We start from the raw sequence: 15769 nt of genomic DNA, 5'->3' as shown, positions 1-15769 counted from the left end.
AGGTTTATTTTTCCTGTTCTTCTTCCTTACCACCAAACAACGACTTAATCCCCTTCCAACCTTTTTGAACACCACCGGTCACATTATCCACTGCATTATTCACATAGTCGGACATGGCTGAACCTGCAATCCCACCAACAGCAGCGCCCGCAGGGCTTGCGAGAAAAATTGTTCCTGCATAAACGGAACCGAGCCAAATAGGATCAATGAATGGGGACGAAACTCCATAAGTTCCTTTGTAAATGATAGGAAGTTTTAAAGCTCTACCGGCAACGCCAGGAAAAGCAATAGTAAACCTCATATCGATATTTTTATTAAATCCGATTTTACCACCACCTGAACCAACAATCCCATCTGCTTTTAATGCAAAGTTTTTTACTTCGATCATTTCTTTAGCATAGAGAAAATCAAACTTTAGCTCGTTATACGGTGTGGCCCGGCTAAAATCTATTTTTTTGAGATTGATCACACTACCAATAGAACTGATCGGTTTTAAGATATTTGTATAACTTAACAGTTCTCCATTGTTTGCATTGATGTTCCCGATGATTTGCAGATTGGAAATAAGTGCCTCTTCTGTGTCCGCAGGAGAAGCCAATATAAATTCAGAATCTAATTTACCAGTGATTGGAGAAATTTTAAATAGATCAGAAAGGATAGGTGCTACACTTAAATTTTTGATATTTCCTTTGATCTCAAGGCCAGGGTTTTTTCCAAAAAGATAATGCCCTGTTCCCGTTGAAATTCCTTCATAGGCTCTTAATTCATATTTAGTAATATTAATTTTTCGTTTGGCATAATGAACATTTAATTTAAGGGAATCAGCATGAAAATCACCTGCATTTAAATTCCTAAAATTAAAATTGAGATACACGTTCATCCGATTCACATAACCCGTGCTTGGTATGTTTCTTGTGAGGATCGATTTTTCTAAATCGGGATCGACCCAAATTTTAATGACCTTAACAATACTTGGCACATCTAAATAATCAGAAGTTCCCTCAAAGGAAATTGTGGGAGATAATGGTGGTTTTAGAAAATTTACAAACCCAGATCCATATAATTTAGATTTGCCTTTCCAATCGACAACGATATCAGCAAATGCTAATTTACTTTCACGAATGTCATAACTCATGACAGTAGATGCATAACCATCAGCAAACGTTTTACCATCTTTTAAAGCCAAATCACGAATATGTAATTTATCGGCGATTGCAAAAATTTTTGCTTCGTCGCGTTTGTAAAATGGAATGTTTCCACTTGCTTTAGCGAATCGTAAATCACCATAAGTGAAAATGATGAGTATATCATGAAGATCGATACCTTTTAAGTTCTGAAATGTAAATTCTCCTTCTATACGAGCAGATTCATAAGACATTTCATCGGTAACAAAATAAATATTTGTACTAAAAGTTATAGGCTCTTCGTTTAACTTTCCATAAATATATACATCTAAATCACGTAAGTCTTGATCCAATTGAAACGTAGTTTCCCAAAGATACAATTTGATATTACGTGAATACAGTTTATCTTCAAAGAGAATGGTGATATTTTTGATTTCTATGTGGTTTACAAAATTTGCAAAAGTCCTAGAAAAAAGGAGATTTGTATCTTGCGAAACTGTTTCTTCCGTTTTCTTTGTTGTCTCTTTAGTCGTATTCTCTGACTTAGAAACGATTCGTTCAAACAAAGGAAAGGATTCATCCTTTTCGCGTGTGATCTCAACTGTACCTGTATTCAGATAAATTTTACGAATTTCTAGAGGTTGTCCAATAAAAACACCGTAATAAACTTCGATCCTAAGTTTATGAACTTGAATCAATTCATCTTGATTTTTGGATACACTTACTTCTGTGAGTTCAATTCCAGGAAACGGGAAAAAAACAGGTTGTGAGCTTTGATAATTCACCTCTAATCCTGTTAGTTGGTTTGTTGTATCTAAAATTAGTTTTTTATAATAATCTGGATCGGCAAGGAGCGGATACAAAATAAAAAACATCGTCATAGAAATGACAAAAATAAAAGTTAGTAGGATTTTACCAACAACCCCTTTGATTCTGTCTCGAATGCTTAGTTTCATAATAATATCACTTTAAGGGAAAGTGGCATTTCACTCTTCTTGTTTCAGAAGGATATGACTCCACTGGCTCTTGTGTTTTACAAATATCCTGAACAATAGGACATCTCGTATGAAATCGACAACCTTTAGGTTTATTCATTAGACTAGGAATTTCTCCAGTTAATGGTTTAGAAATTCTGGTTCGATCTTTTAAGTCAAAACTAGCAGAAAATAAAGCCTTCGTATAAGGATGAAGTGGCGTTTTACTAATCTCATCACGACTACATTCTTCGACAATTTGTCCTAAATACATGACAGCGATGCGATCTGATACGTGTTTTACAATGTTCAAGTCATGAGATATAAACAAATAAGATAGTCCATATTTCTCACGTAATAACAAAATATTATTAATCACTTGGGCCTGGGTAGAAATATCCAAAGCAGAAACCGCCTCGTCACAAACAACAAGGCTAGGTTCCAAAATCAAAGCTCTTGCAATGGCAATTCTTTGTCTTTGTCCTCCACTAAACTCATGAGGATACCGGTGTAAAATATCAGCAGGTAAATTCACCTCAGAAAGAGCTTTAATCGCCTTTTCTTTTTTTTCTGCGACACTTAAATTTGGAAAATGAATTTGTAAACCTTCGGTGATGATTTCTTCAATCGTGAAACGTGGGTTTAGTGAGGAATACGGATCCTGGAATACAACTTGGATTTTTCGTTTGAGTTTTTTCTTATCTTCTTTCGGGACATTTTTGATTTCTTGATTTTCAAACTGAATCGAACCAGAATCAAAAGGTAACAAGGATAAAATGGCTCTGCCAATGGTAGACTTACCGCAACCTGACTCACCCACAAGACCTAAAATTTTTCCTTCCGGGATTGTAAAACTCACCCTTTCCACAGCCACAAGACGTTTAGAAGAAAAGGAAAGAGATTGAGATTGTTTATAAGAAACAACTAAGTCTTTTACATTAAGCACTTTCTTTCCCTCCATATAAAAAACATTCTACAGATTGGTATTCAGAAACTTTAGTAGCTTTCGGTATAGAAACATTACAAACCGGAAGTTTATCGTTACATCGTGTGTGAAAACGACATCCAGATGGATATGCTTTTGGCGAAGGAACAATCCCTTCGATAGTCACCAATTTTTTTCCAATATTTTCATGACTAGGATAAGCTGCAATTAATGCCTTTGTATAAGGATGTTTGGGGTTATCAATCACCTCATTCACAGTTCCTTGTTCGATCATTTTTCCCGCATACATCACTGCAATTCGATCTGCGATATGACTTACGAGTCCAATGTCATGTGAAATAAAAAGGACAGACATTTCATTTTCTTTACGCAGCTCTTTGAGAAGTTCAATCAATTGTAATTGGATTGTGACATCGATAGCACTTGTTGGTTCATCGGCAATTAATACTTTTGGATCACACATAAGTGCCATCGCAATACAAACTCTTTGTAACATCCCACCAGAAAACTGATTCGGATACTGATTCAGTCTTAGTTTTGCATCAGTAATCCCAACTCTTTCCAACAAATAAATAGCTTTATTTTCAGCTTCCTCTTCTGAACCAAGACCATGTAACAAAAATCCTTCGATTAGTTGGGATCCGATTTTATGAAGTGGATTTAAAGCAGAAAAAGGTTCTTGGAATACATAAGAAATTTCTCGTCCACGAACTGATCTTAAGTGTTCTGGGGAAGCATTCAGTAAGTTTTGGTCATTAAACAAAATGGATCCCGTAGGATACAAAGTTGTGTTGGAAGGAAGTAATTTCGTGAGTGCTAAACTTGTAATAGACTTTCCACAACCAGATTCACCCACAAGAGCCAAAGTCTCACCTTTCATTAAATGAAAACTAACACTATCAACAATAGGTAAAACTCCATCGTCTGTTTTGATTTGTATCGAAAGATCTTTCACTTCGATGGCTCTAACAATATCTGTCATTTGTAAACCACCTTATCCTTAGGATCAAAGGCATCTCGTAACCCTTCTCCAACAAATGCTGAAAATAAAATGGTGAGAAAAAGGGCTACCGAAGGAAAAGTAATCAACCACCAAGCAGTGAGCCTCTCCCTTCCTTGCCCAATGAGTTCTCCCCAAGAAGGATTAGGAGCCGGAATTCCATAACCCAAAAAATCAAGGGCTGATAAAACAGAGATGGCAGAGATTAAAATAAAAGGTAAAAAAGTAACAAGAGGAGTGATCGAATTTGGTAATAAATGACGCATGATGATAGAGAAAGAAGAAGCACCCAAAGTTTTTGCTGCATCGACAAACTGTTGTTTGCGTAGTTTTAAAAATTCTCCTCTCATATAATAACTAAGACCTATCCAACTAAGTGATCCATACGTCACAATGAGAACAAAAAACCCACGCCCAAAAAAAGACCCCATAATTAAAATGAGATACAGGAAAGGAATAGCAGAAAGAATTTCAATGATTCGTTGTAAAAACAGATCTAGTCTCCCTACAAAATAACCTTGAACCCCACCAATAAAGGAAGCAAGAAAGATCTCCACAATGATTAAGATCAAACTAAAAGTCATAGCAAGTCTGTATCCATATATGATACGAGTGAACACATCTCTGCCCCTGTCATCGGTTCCCATCCAATGTTTGAGTGTCGGTTTAGAAGGTGGATTTGTCCCTTCCTCTAAACTTTCTAAATTATCTTCGTTCACTCCAAAGGGAATGGGTGGAAATACCATCACATTGGAAGAATTAGAAAATCTTGGTTCTTTATTTAATTTTTTATAATTGGGTTCTGTGAGATTGGCTCCCCCAAATTTTGTTTCTGGATAAAAACTAAAAATAGGAAAGGAAATACTCCCTTCATACAAAATAAACAGAGGTTTATTGTTAATAAGAAGTGGAGAAAACAAAGATAAAATATAAGTATAAAGAAGAATCAACATCGAGTAATAAGCACGTTTATTCTTTTTAAACTTTTCCCACTTACGCAAGTTTGCCGGGTTTGAAATAAAATTCATTCGAAATCAATCCTCGGGTCGATGAGTATATAACAAAAATCTGAGACGATTTTTCCAATCAGTCCTAAAAAACTCTGAGCAAGAAGTAATCCCATCATTAGATCTGTGTCTCTTTCTCTGACTGCTTCAAAACTAAGGAGTCCCATTCCATCTATATTAAATACTAACTCGATAAATAATGATCCTGAAAAAATTAAAGTTAAGTTACTTCCAAAACCAGTAGCAATCGGAATAAGAGAATTTCGAAAAGCATGTCGAAAAATCGAATCAGAAAAACTAAGTCCTTTTGATACTGCAGTTCGAACATATTCTTTTGCGATTTGATCCAGTAGACTGTTTTTCATAAGTAGTGTGAGAACAGCAAAACTACCTACCACATAACAAATCACAGGCAAAAACATATGAGTCAGGCGATCTTTTACCTTCCCCCAAAAACTCAAATCCTCATAAAAGTCCGATACTTCATGTCCTAACGGAAAAAAGGAAAATACTTCACCAGAAGCAAACAAATATAAAAGTAACATCGCAAAGGCGAAAACTGGAAGGGAATATGTAAAAAAGATAATGAAGCTGGAAATGAAATCAAACTGACTTCCTTCTTTTAAGGCCTTTTGAATCCCCAACGGAATACAAATCAAATAAGTTAAAAAGAAACCAGAGAGTCCAAAAAAAAGTGATACAGGAAGTTTTTCTACAATGAGATCTGACACTTTGCGTGAGTGCAAACGAGACTCTCCCAAGTCAAACTGAATGATTTGTTTTAACCAAAGTAGATAAGCCACCGGCGCCGGTTTGTCTAAGTGGAGCCTTTGTTTGATTAGTTCTATTTCTTCTTGCGAAATTTGTTTGGTTGAGGCACCGGCTAAATTGCCTGAACCTTTTAATTTTGCAATTTCACTATTGAGTGGCCCACCAGGAGCAAAATGAGAAATCAAAAAAACAAGGAAAGTGATTCCAAGTAGGGTCGGAAAGATGAGCAAAAAACGTTTGAAAAAATATTTCCACATATCTTAGAACTCCCACCATAGTTTCGGTTTTTTATAACCTTTCAATTCTAAATATCCCTTGGCGGACTTTTTTTCTTTAGAATCTATGGCCACCACTCCACCTTCCCAATAGATAGTTGCTGTTGATTTAGTTCCATCAAACTCTTGTTCATTGAAAATAGGAGAAACCATCCATTCGCCACCTGGGTATTGAATTTTCCAATGGAGGGGGTATTCTATTTTTGTCTTTGGACTTTTCCAAAAAGAACCGACAAACTCCATTTTGATTTGGCCTGGTTCTGTCCAGGAAGTGAGTTTCCCTTTGGGATCTCTGTACGTTCCAAAAATTTCGGGAGGAACTTCTTGCGATTCACGAAACCGAAAAAAAACATAATCTCCTCCGAATTCATCCGACAAACAAATCCAATCCCAACTAGTATCTCCCGTGGCAAGTGTAGGAATAGACTTTGCATTTTTTTCACTCCATTCATGGTCCATCCAAGAATTTCCCGAAACTATTTTTTCCAACTTCCCATACATGGATATTTTTCCCGAAGTTTTTAATCTCGGATAACTATAGTAATATGAAAATATATTTGGGTTACGATTGGATTTAATAGAAATTCCATCTTTGCCATGAATTAAAATTTTCCCATTTCCTTGCAGTTCTAAATCCAAACTAAGATCTTTCGATTTTGATCGTGCAAAAATATGGAACTTATCTTTAGAAATGATTTCTAAACGATAATCCCCACTATAAATAGTTTGATCCGTATATCCCGCAAGTCCACCTATGGTTCGTTTAATGGTTTGAGAATTTTTATACTTTTGGGAAGAAAAATCAGAAATCGCAAAATGAACAGGGAATACTTCTGGATTCCAATCTTTGCCGTCAGAAAACTTTAATCGAAAAAACGACAATTCATAACCATAAAGATTTCCAGATTCGGATTCTAAATGACCAACAAAATAACACCACTCCAGTCCATAATCGGAATGAAAACTATGATCTTTCGGAAAACTAAAATGAAAAAACCAAACTGATAATAATAAAATGATAATTCTATTCATCGGGAAGAGACTCCCACTTCTTTTCAAGTGGAAGGATATGAAGGTATGTTTTTTCAATTCGTTTCATCTTTTCGATGACATCTTTCATTTTTTTCTTTTCATTTAATTTCCTATAAACTTGTGCCAAGTTATATAAATTAGATAAATTTGAGTCATCGATGGAATGCGCTTTTTTCCATTCGAGTTCTGCTTTTTCAAACATTTCCATTTGGTAATAACAATATCCCAAAACAGAATGTGATTTAAAATGATTGGTTTTGAATTTATTATAAGATTCTAACAGTTGAATTGCTTTTTCAAAACTTCCGCTATAGGCAAGGGCCTTTCCATACAAAAGTTGGGTCTCCAATTCTCTAGGTAAAATTTGATGAGCCTTTTCATAATAACTCACAGCATTTTGAAATTCTTTTTTTCTGTACGCTTCGTCACCTTTTGTTTTGATGATATTAAACTCAGGGAGTCTGGGAGATAATTGAAGTCCAAGAAGAGTGATATCATCCATCGGATCAGTTCCCATAGTAAATTCTTTATGAATGGTCATTATGGTTTCCACTGTTTCCTGGATGGATTTTTCAGCACAAGATTCTATGATTTGAATGAGTTTTGATTCCCCAAATGCGTTGCCTTTATCATTTTCTGCCTCAGTGAGTCCATCCGTGTATAAAAACAATTTATCTCCTGGTTCCAATTGGATTTGGAAATCCAAAAAGGTTTCACCAGCATCAGGAAACATTCCAAGAAATGTCCCATCCCCTTCGCAAATTTCAGCTCTATTTGTTTTTGCTCGAAACAAAATGGGCCTTGGATGTCCAGCGATGGAGTATAAAACCTTGTAGTCATCATGGATTAAAACATAAACACAGGTTGTATATCCTTGTTGTTTGACTAAATCCAATAGTTCTCGATTGATGAGTTTAAATGTTTCAGATGGTTTTGTTTTTTTATAATTCGAAAACAATAACTTTGATAATGCGGTGATAAAAGCGGCCGGAACCCCATGGCCAGACACATCACAAACAGCAACACCTAGTTTATGTACATTGTATGGAAAATAATCGTAATAATCACCGCTGACTTCTTGCATAGGGGTAAATCCAGTCCAAAACTGAATCCCATTCCAATCAGGAATGATTTCCGGGATGAGTCCTTTTTGAATGTTCTTTGCAAGCCGTAAGTCTTTTGCCATAGAGAGTTGTTTTTTTTCCAACTCTTGTTTGAATGATTTTAATACTTCAACCGCAGCTTCCAAATCTCGATTTTCAATGGCAAGTTCTCTTGACCTTCGCACTACGTCTTTGACATCCACAATGGAAATTTCTTCCAATTGAGAGTCTGACCTAGAAGTGACTAAAACTCTATGTCGGTTGCTAACATCATCTTTAGTCAAACGAGACCTAGACAAAAACAAACTATCTTCTGACCATTCCAACTCATATTCATTCGATTCAGCTCCAAACTGAATATCATCACCTAACTCTTTATGTGCGATATGAATCCCAAAAAGCCTAGTTTGGGTCATTCGAATCTTAAAAGTTTTAAGTTCAAAAAGAACGGCAAGACCGTTAAGCATACCCTGAAAAAAAACAGCGTCATACCACTTCTCTTGGTACTCAGGTAAATACTTGAATACAAATAATACTTTATGTTCAGAAATTGGTTTTACATTCAAATAAACTGCACGCGTTAGCCGGCCTATCAAAATCGGCAACCGTTGGATCATTTCTTCTAAATCAATTCGCGAATCGTCAAGAGGTAATAAATCATAAGCATTGGTGATCAGACTTTCCGTTCCCAGATGGTACAAAATGCCTGAAATATCCAAAGACTGGGCAATGATTTGAATGATTTTATCTTCCAGATCTTGCGAAATCCAATAATTGGGATCTTTCAAAATTCGAATGTAAATGGTATCATCTAAAATTTCAGGAAACGGATTGGTATGGCGTGATAGATGATTTTCTCGTTGGTACACTTGCACCAGCCCCGAGACACGTTTTGATGAAATTTCTCTTCCTGAATGCAGTGGCAAAACCCTCACCTTGGTTTCCCTTCGGTAGGAGAAAAATAAATTTCAATCGATCCCTAGGCAATAGATTTTTCAATGGAGATATGATTTGGTATCTTCGTGTCTTCGGTGTTTTTGTTTTGGTTTTTGCGGTCGCCGTTACTCGGCAAAGTGAAACGCGAGTGGAGCGGACATGGGATGTATCCATAAAACCTGAACAAGTGCAGAAGATTCTTTATGAGTCTTTCCAACCCAAATCCTTTCGAACACCTGTGACAGGAGAATCCTGGGAATCCAAAGTAATGGGTGAACCAGTAAAAAGCACAACCACCAAAACAAACTTACAACCACCTGAATTCCAAGTCTCAATGGAAGGATTCAAACATTACCGAATTCTAAAAGAGTCCTATCGCCTAGAATCCATCCAGAACGGTGTTCGTATCTTTGGAACCTGGGAAGCAGAACCAAATCCAAACTCCCTTTCCAAACTTTTGTTTCTATTTTTTAGCAATGCAGATTTAAATCATATTGCCGATGGAAAACAAAAACTCTTCTAAGATTTTGCCTTTGTACTTTCGAGTAAAACAGTAGCCATTACCATCACTCCTTCGCTACGTCCAAGGCTACCCATTCCTTCTGATGTGGTGGCTTTAATGGAAACACAATCTAACGGAAGTTTTGTGATATTTGCCAAAGAAGCATTCAACTCTGCGCGGATAGGACTAATTTTTGGATGATCACCCACATAAGTACAATCCACATTCACTAATTTGAATTTTTTCTCAGAGATCAGTTCCAGACATTTTTCAACAATACGAGAAGAATTCATGTTTTTGTATTGAGGATCTGTATCAGGAAAGTGTACACCAATATCACCTAGTGCCAGAGCTCCAAGAATAGCATCTGCTACTGCATGTAAAACCACATCGGCATCACTATGACCAAGAAGTGCAAATTCTGATTTTACCTCTACTCCCGCAAGGATTAGTGGACGAAAAGGTTCATGGATTAATTTATGAAAATCGATTCCGTTTCCAACTCTAAACATAATTCCTACTTTTTATAACTCAATTCTAACATTCTATTTACGGATTTCTGAGCAAGACGAATCACTTCTTCATCCAAAAAGATCTCATACTGTTCTTTGAGAAGTGCATCTCTTACTTTTTCCAAAGTAATTTTTTTCATGTGGGGACAAGTTTGGCATGTAGAAACAAATTCCTTTTCAGGAAACTCTGCCCGAAGGTTGTCTCCCATCGAACATTCGGTTACCAACATAATTTTATTTGTTTTACTTTGTTTAATGAAATCCACCATTTGCGAAGTGGATCCAGAAAAATCTGCTTCTTTCACAACATCTTCATGGCATTCAGGATGAGTGATCACAGTCAAATCACCAGAAAACAATCGTTTTGCGGACTTAATGTCTTCTGGTGTATACATTTCGTGAACCATACAACGACCAGGGTGAGAAATGATGGTTTTTGTCGTATGATTGCGAACATTCCCTGCCAAATATTCATCCGGCAAAAAAATCACAGTATCCCCTTCCACAGCATTCACGATTTGCAAAGCATTAGCTGAAGTACAACAAACATCGGTTTCGGCCTTCACTTCCGCCGAACAGTTCACATAAGTAACAACAGGAACACCAGGGTATTTTGCTTTGAGAGCTTTCACATCCTCTCTTGTGATGGCTTCTGCGAGTGAACAACCAGCTTTCAGATCAGCAATTAATACTTTTTTTTCTGGAGATAGAATTTTGGCAGTTTCTGCCATAAAATGAACTCCATTAAAAAGAATCATATCTGTCTTAGTTTCCTTTGCCATTTTGGAAAGATACAAAGAGTCTCCAATGATATCGGACACACCCCAAAACACATCAGGAGTCATATAATTATGACCAAGGATCACAGCATTTTTTTCTTTTTTGAGACGATTGATTTCTTCGGCGAGAGGAATGATCCTTTCTTCAATTTCATGCGGAAGATAAATAGGATTTAATTTTTGGACCAATTGGTCTTTAGTGACTAATGACATATAACACTCCTTAAGTGAATATTAAAACGGATCGGAACGAAGGATGGTGTCAGTTTCCGAAATTCCAGAATCGGCAGGTGGAACTTCATTTTCCAAAGACCCACACTGGTTAAATGCTTCGCGCCAAGATATTTCTGCCTGAGAGGTCCCTGTTCTTTGGACTCTTCTGTAATCCGAATTAGAATTAAAAGAATTTTGGTTACAGGCCTTAGCAATATTGTAAGTGTAATTCGTTCTTGTAAAACAATCAAAGTATAAAATGGCAACAGAATCCGTACTCAATTCTTGAGGGAGGATTTCTCCTTTTAGGTTTGAAATGAGTCCAGAACAAACACTGGCACTTGAATCAGAAGTCGCCACACAGTTTGATTCCGATAAAATAAATCTTTGACAAGCAGCTTGAATCGCGCTTCCTTGCGAAAGGATTGAACCAAGTAATTCTGTTTCAGAATCGTCGGTGGATTCTTTCTTACAACCATTTGCCGAAAAGACAATGCCTGCTAATAAAAAGAAAATTATCATCTTCCTTTTCATGTTGATTCTACTTTCCCTCCTTTTGGGTGGCCTTGTCTATTTCCTTTTTCAGAAAAAAACGAACCCGGATCATAAGGAATCTTCGTTTGACTCCCGCTCTGAGGTCTATTGGCAGAGGTTACAAAACCGTCCAGAGGTTCTACAAGGTCCTGGATATCCTTCCGATTTACGTGATTTTTTAGAAACCCTGCGCGGAAAAGAATCCTATCTTTGGGAAGGGGAAAGAGACAAAACTTATGCGTACTTACTCGAAACCTATCCAGACGAAAGAGGCCATGTCCTTTATGCTGTGTATGTTGCCTTTATGAATTGGAAGGAAAAAACTTTAGAGGTGGAAAAAAGAGAAGACCTCACTTCCTTCGAAAAACTAACAGCCGTGAATCGTATCTCAGAAGAAATTTTTCCAGTGGTATTACGTCATCTTTTATTTCCCAAACACCCCACAACCCCACCGGTTTGGCTTCTCTCTTACCTAGAAGATTATGTTCAGAAAAATCCCTACAGTTATTCCAGGGAACGAAAACGAATTTTTCTAAAGAAAAAAGCAGAACTTTACCAAAAAGAAAAATGGGAAATTCAATCCTGGGAAAGCCCTATGTTTTTCCGCCAGGTGGTCGAACTCATTTATGCAAGAGAATTATTAGAAATGTCCGAAGAAGAAAAAACTTCTTATCGTAGTGCCAAACAGGAAGAACTGAAAGTCGATTTTTGGAATTGACAAGTCCCCACTGAATCCCTCATATAAATGGGGTTATGAAACAAATTCTTTTCTCGTTTCTCTTAGTAGGATTCTTATTCCAATGCAGTAGCAGTCCCAAACGACTCGACAACGCTGATGATTATATCTCCGACTCAGGTGGGCTCACTAGCCAAGAATTGGTGAAAGCTGCCGATAAACTGGCAGGCCAAATTGGGGAGTATTTCAAAGAAAACCCACACGAAGAAGGTGTTTTTGTTGCCCACTTCCCTACTCGTAACGATACATCAGAACAAATCCAAACAGAACTTTTTGACAACGCCTTTGTTTCGAAACTCATCAAAGGAAAAATTTATACAGTTCGCACAAAAACAAGAGAGCAGTCTCTCAATGAAATTCAATTCAGTTTGTCTGGACTCACTTCCAACAGACTATCCATTGGAAAACTCAAATCTCCAAACTTCTTTGTTCGTTGCGAGATTAACGAAAACATGTTTACCTCTGATGGAGAAAAAATCGTAGAACAATCCATCAACATCGAACTTGTAGAAGTAGAAACAACAATTGCCGTTTGGTCTGAAAAAGTATCCTACCGCAAACTAGCCGTTCGAGGAAATAAAGGGGTTAGCTGGTAATCCCTTCCATCATTTCATGAAAAAAACCATTCTCTTTCTTTCTCTTTTTATTCTCGGTTGTGCCAGTGATTATAACAAAATCATCCAAGCAACCGAATCGGCGTACTATGGGCAGAACTATGATTCTGCCATTCCTAAAATTAGAGAACTCTATGAAGGTTCCTCTAACAAGGACAAACTTTTGTTTCTAATGGAAGCAGGTATGATCTTTCATACCAAAGGAGATTATGTAACCTCTAATAAAGTTTTCAAAGAAGCAGAAGATATTGCAGACAATATCAAAGTTAGTATGACGCGGTCTGGACTTTCGTTTATTTTATCGGATAACGAATCCAATTATACCGGAGAAGACTTCGAAAGAGTAATGATCAAGTTTTACATTGCGAACAATTACCTTCTTCAAGGTGACACAAACAATGCAAAAATTTATTTCAGAAGGTTAGATTTCGAACTAAAAGAAATGCGTTTTCTTGCGGCCGAATATCGCCAAAACAATGCCGCAAGATTGATTGATGCCTATGTTTCTGAAGAACTAGGTCGTTACAATGACGCTCGTGTCCAATACAAAAACATGGAACAACTCATTGGAAAAAGCCAAAACCTAATTGCCGACAGATATCTGTTAGCTGTTAGGGAAGGAGACTCTGGTGACCAATCAAAGTATGCAGCGGGACGTGCAAGTTTACAAGCCTACAATAGCTCGATGCAAAGAACATCTCCAGAAAACGAAAAACTATCTGAGGTCATCATCATTCATGAAGCAGGAAAGTCCGCGATCAAAATGTCTCGTGGAAAACTTATGGACGATGAATATTTTGCCGTAGCCCTCCGAGGTGCTGTTGAAATTGGGTTACGTTCGAAAGGAGCTGGTGCTTCTCTAGCTGGTGCCGTTGCGGCGCTATCAGTAGCCGAAAATCCTATTCCTATTTATAAAGAAAGAGATCCCAAAGGTTCTCTTCCTAAAAAATATTACATCAACGGAGTGGATGTCGGATATTCCGATATTATGAACAATTACTCCGAGACTGCGATGAATAACTTCAATGAAAGTTATAAAACACTCATCACCAAAAACTTAACATCCATTTCTTTGAAGATTGTAGCTGCTGTCATTGCCTCTGAAGCGATGGCAAGAGCGATAGAATCTGGTGGGAAAAATAAAAATAACGATTTAGTTTCCACTTTGATTCGTGCAGCAGCAGGGGCGGCCGCAGGGCTTGCTGTTTCACAAACCATTGCTCCTGACTTACGTTGTTGGAGAACCATTCCGGCTAACTTTCAAGTGAAACGGATCCTTCTGGCTCCAGGAGAATACGACTTCAAAGTAGAATCTCCGGGTTCAGTGGTGACTGCCGCTCCGAAAAAGCTTCTCGTCGAAGCCGATAAACCTCTGTTTGTTTCCGTTCGTTCTTATTCGAACTAACTAACCGATTGATTGACTGAACAACTTTAGTATTAATCAACCACCCAATCAACCAAATGACCGACCACTGACTGACATCTAGTTTGTCGGTGGGTCGAACCCACTGCTGATTTTAATCAGTCTTTCTTCTTAGAAAAGCAGGAATGTCGTAATCCTCTCCGTAGTTTTGAAACGGGGAGTTTTGTTTTTGAGAAGAAAATCCTCGGTTCGTTTGGCGGATGGAGCGAGTCGAATCCACATCCTTTCCAAATCCAGATTCTTTTTCTTCTGACTTTCTGATGTAAACCATTGGAGAAATGGATTCTTCGGAACCCACAACCTTTTGTTCTCTCTGGTATTGTTTTCCCTTTTTGTTAAATCCAGTGGCAATCACTGTCACTCGAATTTGATCCGATAGGGATCCGTCTTCGTTTAGTCCAATGATGATATTCGCGTCGGGATCTGCTTGTGCAGTAATGATTTGTGAAACTTCATTCCATTCATGAATGGTAAGATCATTTCCCCCAGTTACATTGATAAGAAGGGACTTAGCCCCTTGGATGCTTGAGTCTTCCAAAAGTGTATTATTGATGGCCTGTTCTACAGCTTCACTCACGCGAGTTTCTCCACGTCCCTCACCCACACCTAAAATCGCATCCCCAGTATCTTTCATAATGGTTTTTACATCAGCAAAATCTACATTGATGATTCCTGGATGGTTGATGATGTCACTAATCCCACGAACACCATTTAACAAGATATCGTCGATCACACGGAATGCCATATCTACAGGAGTATTTTTATCCACCACTTGAAAGATAGAGTCATTACGGATCGTAATGAGAGTGTCTACATTTGCACGAAGTTGATCAATTCCTTGTTTAGCAAGTTCAGCTCTACGTTTTCCTTCAAAAGAAAATGGAACTGTGACTACACCCACAACCAAACATTTCATTTCTTTGGCAATCGCTGCAATAATAGGAGCGGCCCCAGTTCCGGTTCCTCCACCCATTCCCGCAGTGACAAAAACCATATCTGCACCTTTGAGTGCCGATACAATTCGTTCCTTATCTTCCAGGGCTGCTTTTTCTCCGAGTTCCGGATCACCACCGGCACCCATCCCTCTTGTTACTTTATTACCTAACTGGATTTTAACTTCTACTGGTGATTTTAGTAACACTTGTTCGTCGGTGTTCATCACAATAAAGTCAACACCTGTCATTTTAGAATGAACCATACGAGTGACGGCGTTCATTCCACCGCCACCAACTCCAATGACTTTAATGATTGCGGGGCTTGTTTTTTCTTCTTCTAGGTACAACATCGA

General features: G+C 37.7%; 15 protein-coding genes. 4 read left to right on the top strand and 11 right to left on the bottom strand.

The window, feature by feature from the left end; translation table 11 throughout:
* Positions 1-4 precede the first annotated feature (4 nt).
* From CH361_RS04300 to CH361_RS04270, 7 genes are read right to left on the bottom strand one after another with little or no spacing between them, the layout of a single operon-like run.
* Positions 5-2080 carry an AsmA family protein gene (locus CH361_RS04300; RefSeq protein ID WP_100789611.1) on the bottom strand — a complete coding sequence of 692 codons (2076 nt, stop codon included), beginning with the start codon at positions 2078-2080 and terminating at the stop codon, positions 5-7.
* A 7-nt stretch (positions 2081-2087) separates the two neighbouring features.
* Positions 2088-3044 carry an ABC transporter ATP-binding protein gene (locus CH361_RS04295; RefSeq protein WP_100790013.1) on the bottom strand — a complete coding sequence of 319 codons (957 nt, stop codon included), beginning with the start codon at positions 3042-3044 and terminating at the stop codon, positions 2088-2090.
* Positions 3037-4026 carry an ABC transporter ATP-binding protein gene (locus CH361_RS04290; RefSeq protein ID WP_100789610.1) on the bottom strand — a complete coding sequence of 330 codons (990 nt, stop codon included), beginning with the start codon at positions 4024-4026 and terminating at the stop codon, positions 3037-3039. Before CH361_RS04290 ends, CH361_RS04295 begins: the two co-directional genes overlap by 8 nt.
* Entirely contained in the window at positions 4023-5072 is a 1050-nt protein-coding gene (locus tag CH361_RS04285; RefSeq protein WP_100789609.1) for an ABC transporter permease subunit, read from the bottom strand. Before CH361_RS04285 ends, CH361_RS04290 begins: the two co-directional genes overlap by 4 nt.
* Positions 5069-6079 carry an ABC transporter permease subunit gene (locus CH361_RS04280; RefSeq protein WP_100789608.1) on the bottom strand — a complete coding sequence of 337 codons (1011 nt, stop codon included), beginning with the start codon at positions 6077-6079 and terminating at the stop codon, positions 5069-5071. The genes CH361_RS04285 and CH361_RS04280 overlap by 4 nt, the downstream gene beginning before the upstream one ends.
* A gap of 3 nt (positions 6080-6082) precedes the next feature.
* Positions 6083-7129 carry a carotenoid 1,2-hydratase gene (locus CH361_RS04275; RefSeq protein WP_100789607.1) on the bottom strand — a complete coding sequence of 349 codons (1047 nt, stop codon included), beginning with the start codon at positions 7127-7129 and terminating at the stop codon, positions 6083-6085.
* Positions 7122-9101 (bottom strand): SpoIIE family protein phosphatase, encoded by a 1980-nt coding sequence (locus tag CH361_RS04270; protein WP_100790012.1) that lies wholly within the window; start codon positions 9099-9101, stop codon positions 7122-7124. The genes CH361_RS04275 and CH361_RS04270 overlap by 8 nt, the downstream gene beginning before the upstream one ends.
* A gap of 137 nt (positions 9102-9238) precedes the next feature.
* On the opposite strand from CH361_RS04270, the gene CH361_RS04265 reads away from it, so the two are divergent.
* Positions 9239-9691 (top strand): hypothetical protein, encoded by a 453-nt coding sequence (locus CH361_RS04265; protein ID WP_100790011.1) that lies wholly within the window; start codon positions 9239-9241, stop codon positions 9689-9691.
* On the opposite strand, the gene ispF is transcribed toward CH361_RS04265, so the two are convergent.
* The 3 genes from ispF to CH361_RS04250 are packed head-to-tail and all read right to left on the bottom strand — an operon-like array spanning position 9688 to position 11708.
* On the bottom strand, positions 9688-10182 hold the full coding sequence (gene ispF / locus CH361_RS04260; protein ID WP_100789606.1) for a 2-C-methyl-D-erythritol 2,4-cyclodiphosphate synthase: 495 nt from the start codon (positions 10180-10182) through the stop codon (positions 9688-9690). The two genes, CH361_RS04265 and ispF, sit on opposite strands and share 4 nt — an antisense overlap.
* A 5-nt stretch (positions 10183-10187) precedes the next feature.
* Complete coding sequence (gene nadA / locus CH361_RS04255; RefSeq protein WP_100789605.1) at positions 10188-11174, bottom strand: quinolinate synthase NadA; 987 nt, start codon at positions 11172-11174, stop codon at positions 10188-10190.
* 21 nt (positions 11175-11195) lie between these two features.
* A complete protein-coding gene (locus CH361_RS04250) occupies positions 11196-11708 on the bottom strand; it encodes a hypothetical protein (RefSeq protein ID WP_100789604.1) in 513 nt (170 codons plus the stop codon).
* Here CH361_RS04250 and CH361_RS04245 point away from each other — a divergent pair.
* The 3 genes from CH361_RS04245 to CH361_RS04235 are packed head-to-tail and all read left to right on the top strand — an operon-like array spanning position 11668 to position 14463.
* Positions 11668-12426 carry a hypothetical protein gene (locus tag CH361_RS04245; protein WP_100789603.1) on the top strand — a complete coding sequence of 253 codons (759 nt, stop codon included), beginning with the start codon at positions 11668-11670 and terminating at the stop codon, positions 12424-12426. The genes CH361_RS04250 and CH361_RS04245 overlap by 41 nt on opposite strands.
* Positions 12427-12461: 35 nt before the next feature.
* Positions 12462-13040 carry a penicillin-binding protein activator LpoB gene (locus tag CH361_RS04240; protein WP_100789602.1) on the top strand — a complete coding sequence of 193 codons (579 nt, stop codon included), beginning with the start codon at positions 12462-12464 and terminating at the stop codon, positions 13038-13040.
* A gap of 16 nt (positions 13041-13056) precedes the next feature.
* Positions 13057-14463, top strand: a complete 1407-nt coding sequence (locus tag CH361_RS04235) for a COG3014 family protein (RefSeq protein ID WP_100789601.1) — start codon at positions 13057-13059, stop codon at positions 14461-14463.
* A gap of 112 nt (positions 14464-14575) precedes the next feature.
* Here CH361_RS04235 and ftsZ read toward each other — a convergent pair whose 3' ends face one another.
* Positions 14576-15766, bottom strand: a complete 1191-nt coding sequence (gene ftsZ / locus CH361_RS04230; RefSeq protein WP_100789600.1) for a cell division protein FtsZ — start codon at positions 15764-15766, stop codon at positions 14576-14578.
* Positions 15767-15769: the final 3 nt, after the last annotated feature.

The sequence above is a fragment of the Leptospira brenneri genome, assembly GCF_002812125.1.
GTDB lineage: Bacteria > Spirochaetota > Leptospiria > Leptospirales > Leptospiraceae > Leptospira_A > Leptospira_A brenneri.
The sequence above is the reverse complement of the archived record's forward strand: the minus strand, read 5'-3'. Positions and strand labels throughout refer to the sequence as shown.

What these genes read in the sequence shown, in the direction of transcription:
- CH361_RS04290 (WP_100789610.1), bottom strand. Translation starts at nt 4,026, where the DNA reads ATGACAGATATTGTTAGAGCCATCGAAGTGAAAGATCTTTCGATACAA.
- CH361_RS04240 (WP_100789602.1), top strand. Translation starts at nt 12,462, where the DNA reads ATGAAACAAATTCTTTTCTCGTTTCTCTTAGTAGGATTCTTATTCCAA.
- CH361_RS04250 (WP_100789604.1), bottom strand. Translation starts at nt 11,708, where the DNA reads ATGAAAAGGAAGATGATAATTTTCTTTTTATTAGCAGGCATTGTCTTT.
- CH361_RS04235 (WP_100789601.1), top strand. Translation starts at nt 13,057, where the DNA reads ATGAAAAAAACCATTCTCTTTCTTTCTCTTTTTATTCTCGGTTGTGCC.
- CH361_RS04245 (WP_100789603.1), top strand. Translation starts at nt 11,668, where the DNA reads ATGCCTGCTAATAAAAAGAAAATTATCATCTTCCTTTTCATGTTGATT.
- CH361_RS04285 (WP_100789609.1), bottom strand. Translation starts at nt 5,072, where the DNA reads ATGAATTTTATTTCAAACCCGGCAAACTTGCGTAAGTGGGAAAAGTTT.
- CH361_RS04300 (WP_100789611.1), bottom strand. Translation starts at nt 2,080, where the DNA reads ATGAAACTAAGCATTCGAGACAGAATCAAAGGGGTTGTTGGTAAAATC.
- ftsZ (WP_100789600.1), bottom strand. Translation starts at nt 15,766, where the DNA reads ATGTTGTACCTAGAAGAAGAAAAAACAAGCCCCGCAATCATTAAAGTC.
- CH361_RS04265 (WP_100790011.1), top strand. Translation starts at nt 9,239, where the DNA reads ATGATTTGGTATCTTCGTGTCTTCGGTGTTTTTGTTTTGGTTTTTGCG.
- nadA (WP_100789605.1), bottom strand. Translation starts at nt 11,174, where the DNA reads ATGTCATTAGTCACTAAAGACCAATTGGTCCAAAAATTAAATCCTATT.
- ispF (WP_100789606.1), bottom strand. Translation starts at nt 10,182, where the DNA reads ATGTTTAGAGTTGGAAACGGAATCGATTTTCATAAATTAATCCATGAA.
- CH361_RS04280 (WP_100789608.1), bottom strand. Translation starts at nt 6,079, where the DNA reads ATGTGGAAATATTTTTTCAAACGTTTTTTGCTCATCTTTCCGACCCTA.
- CH361_RS04275 (WP_100789607.1), bottom strand. Translation starts at nt 7,129, where the DNA reads ATGAATAGAATTATCATTTTATTATTATCAGTTTGGTTTTTTCATTTT.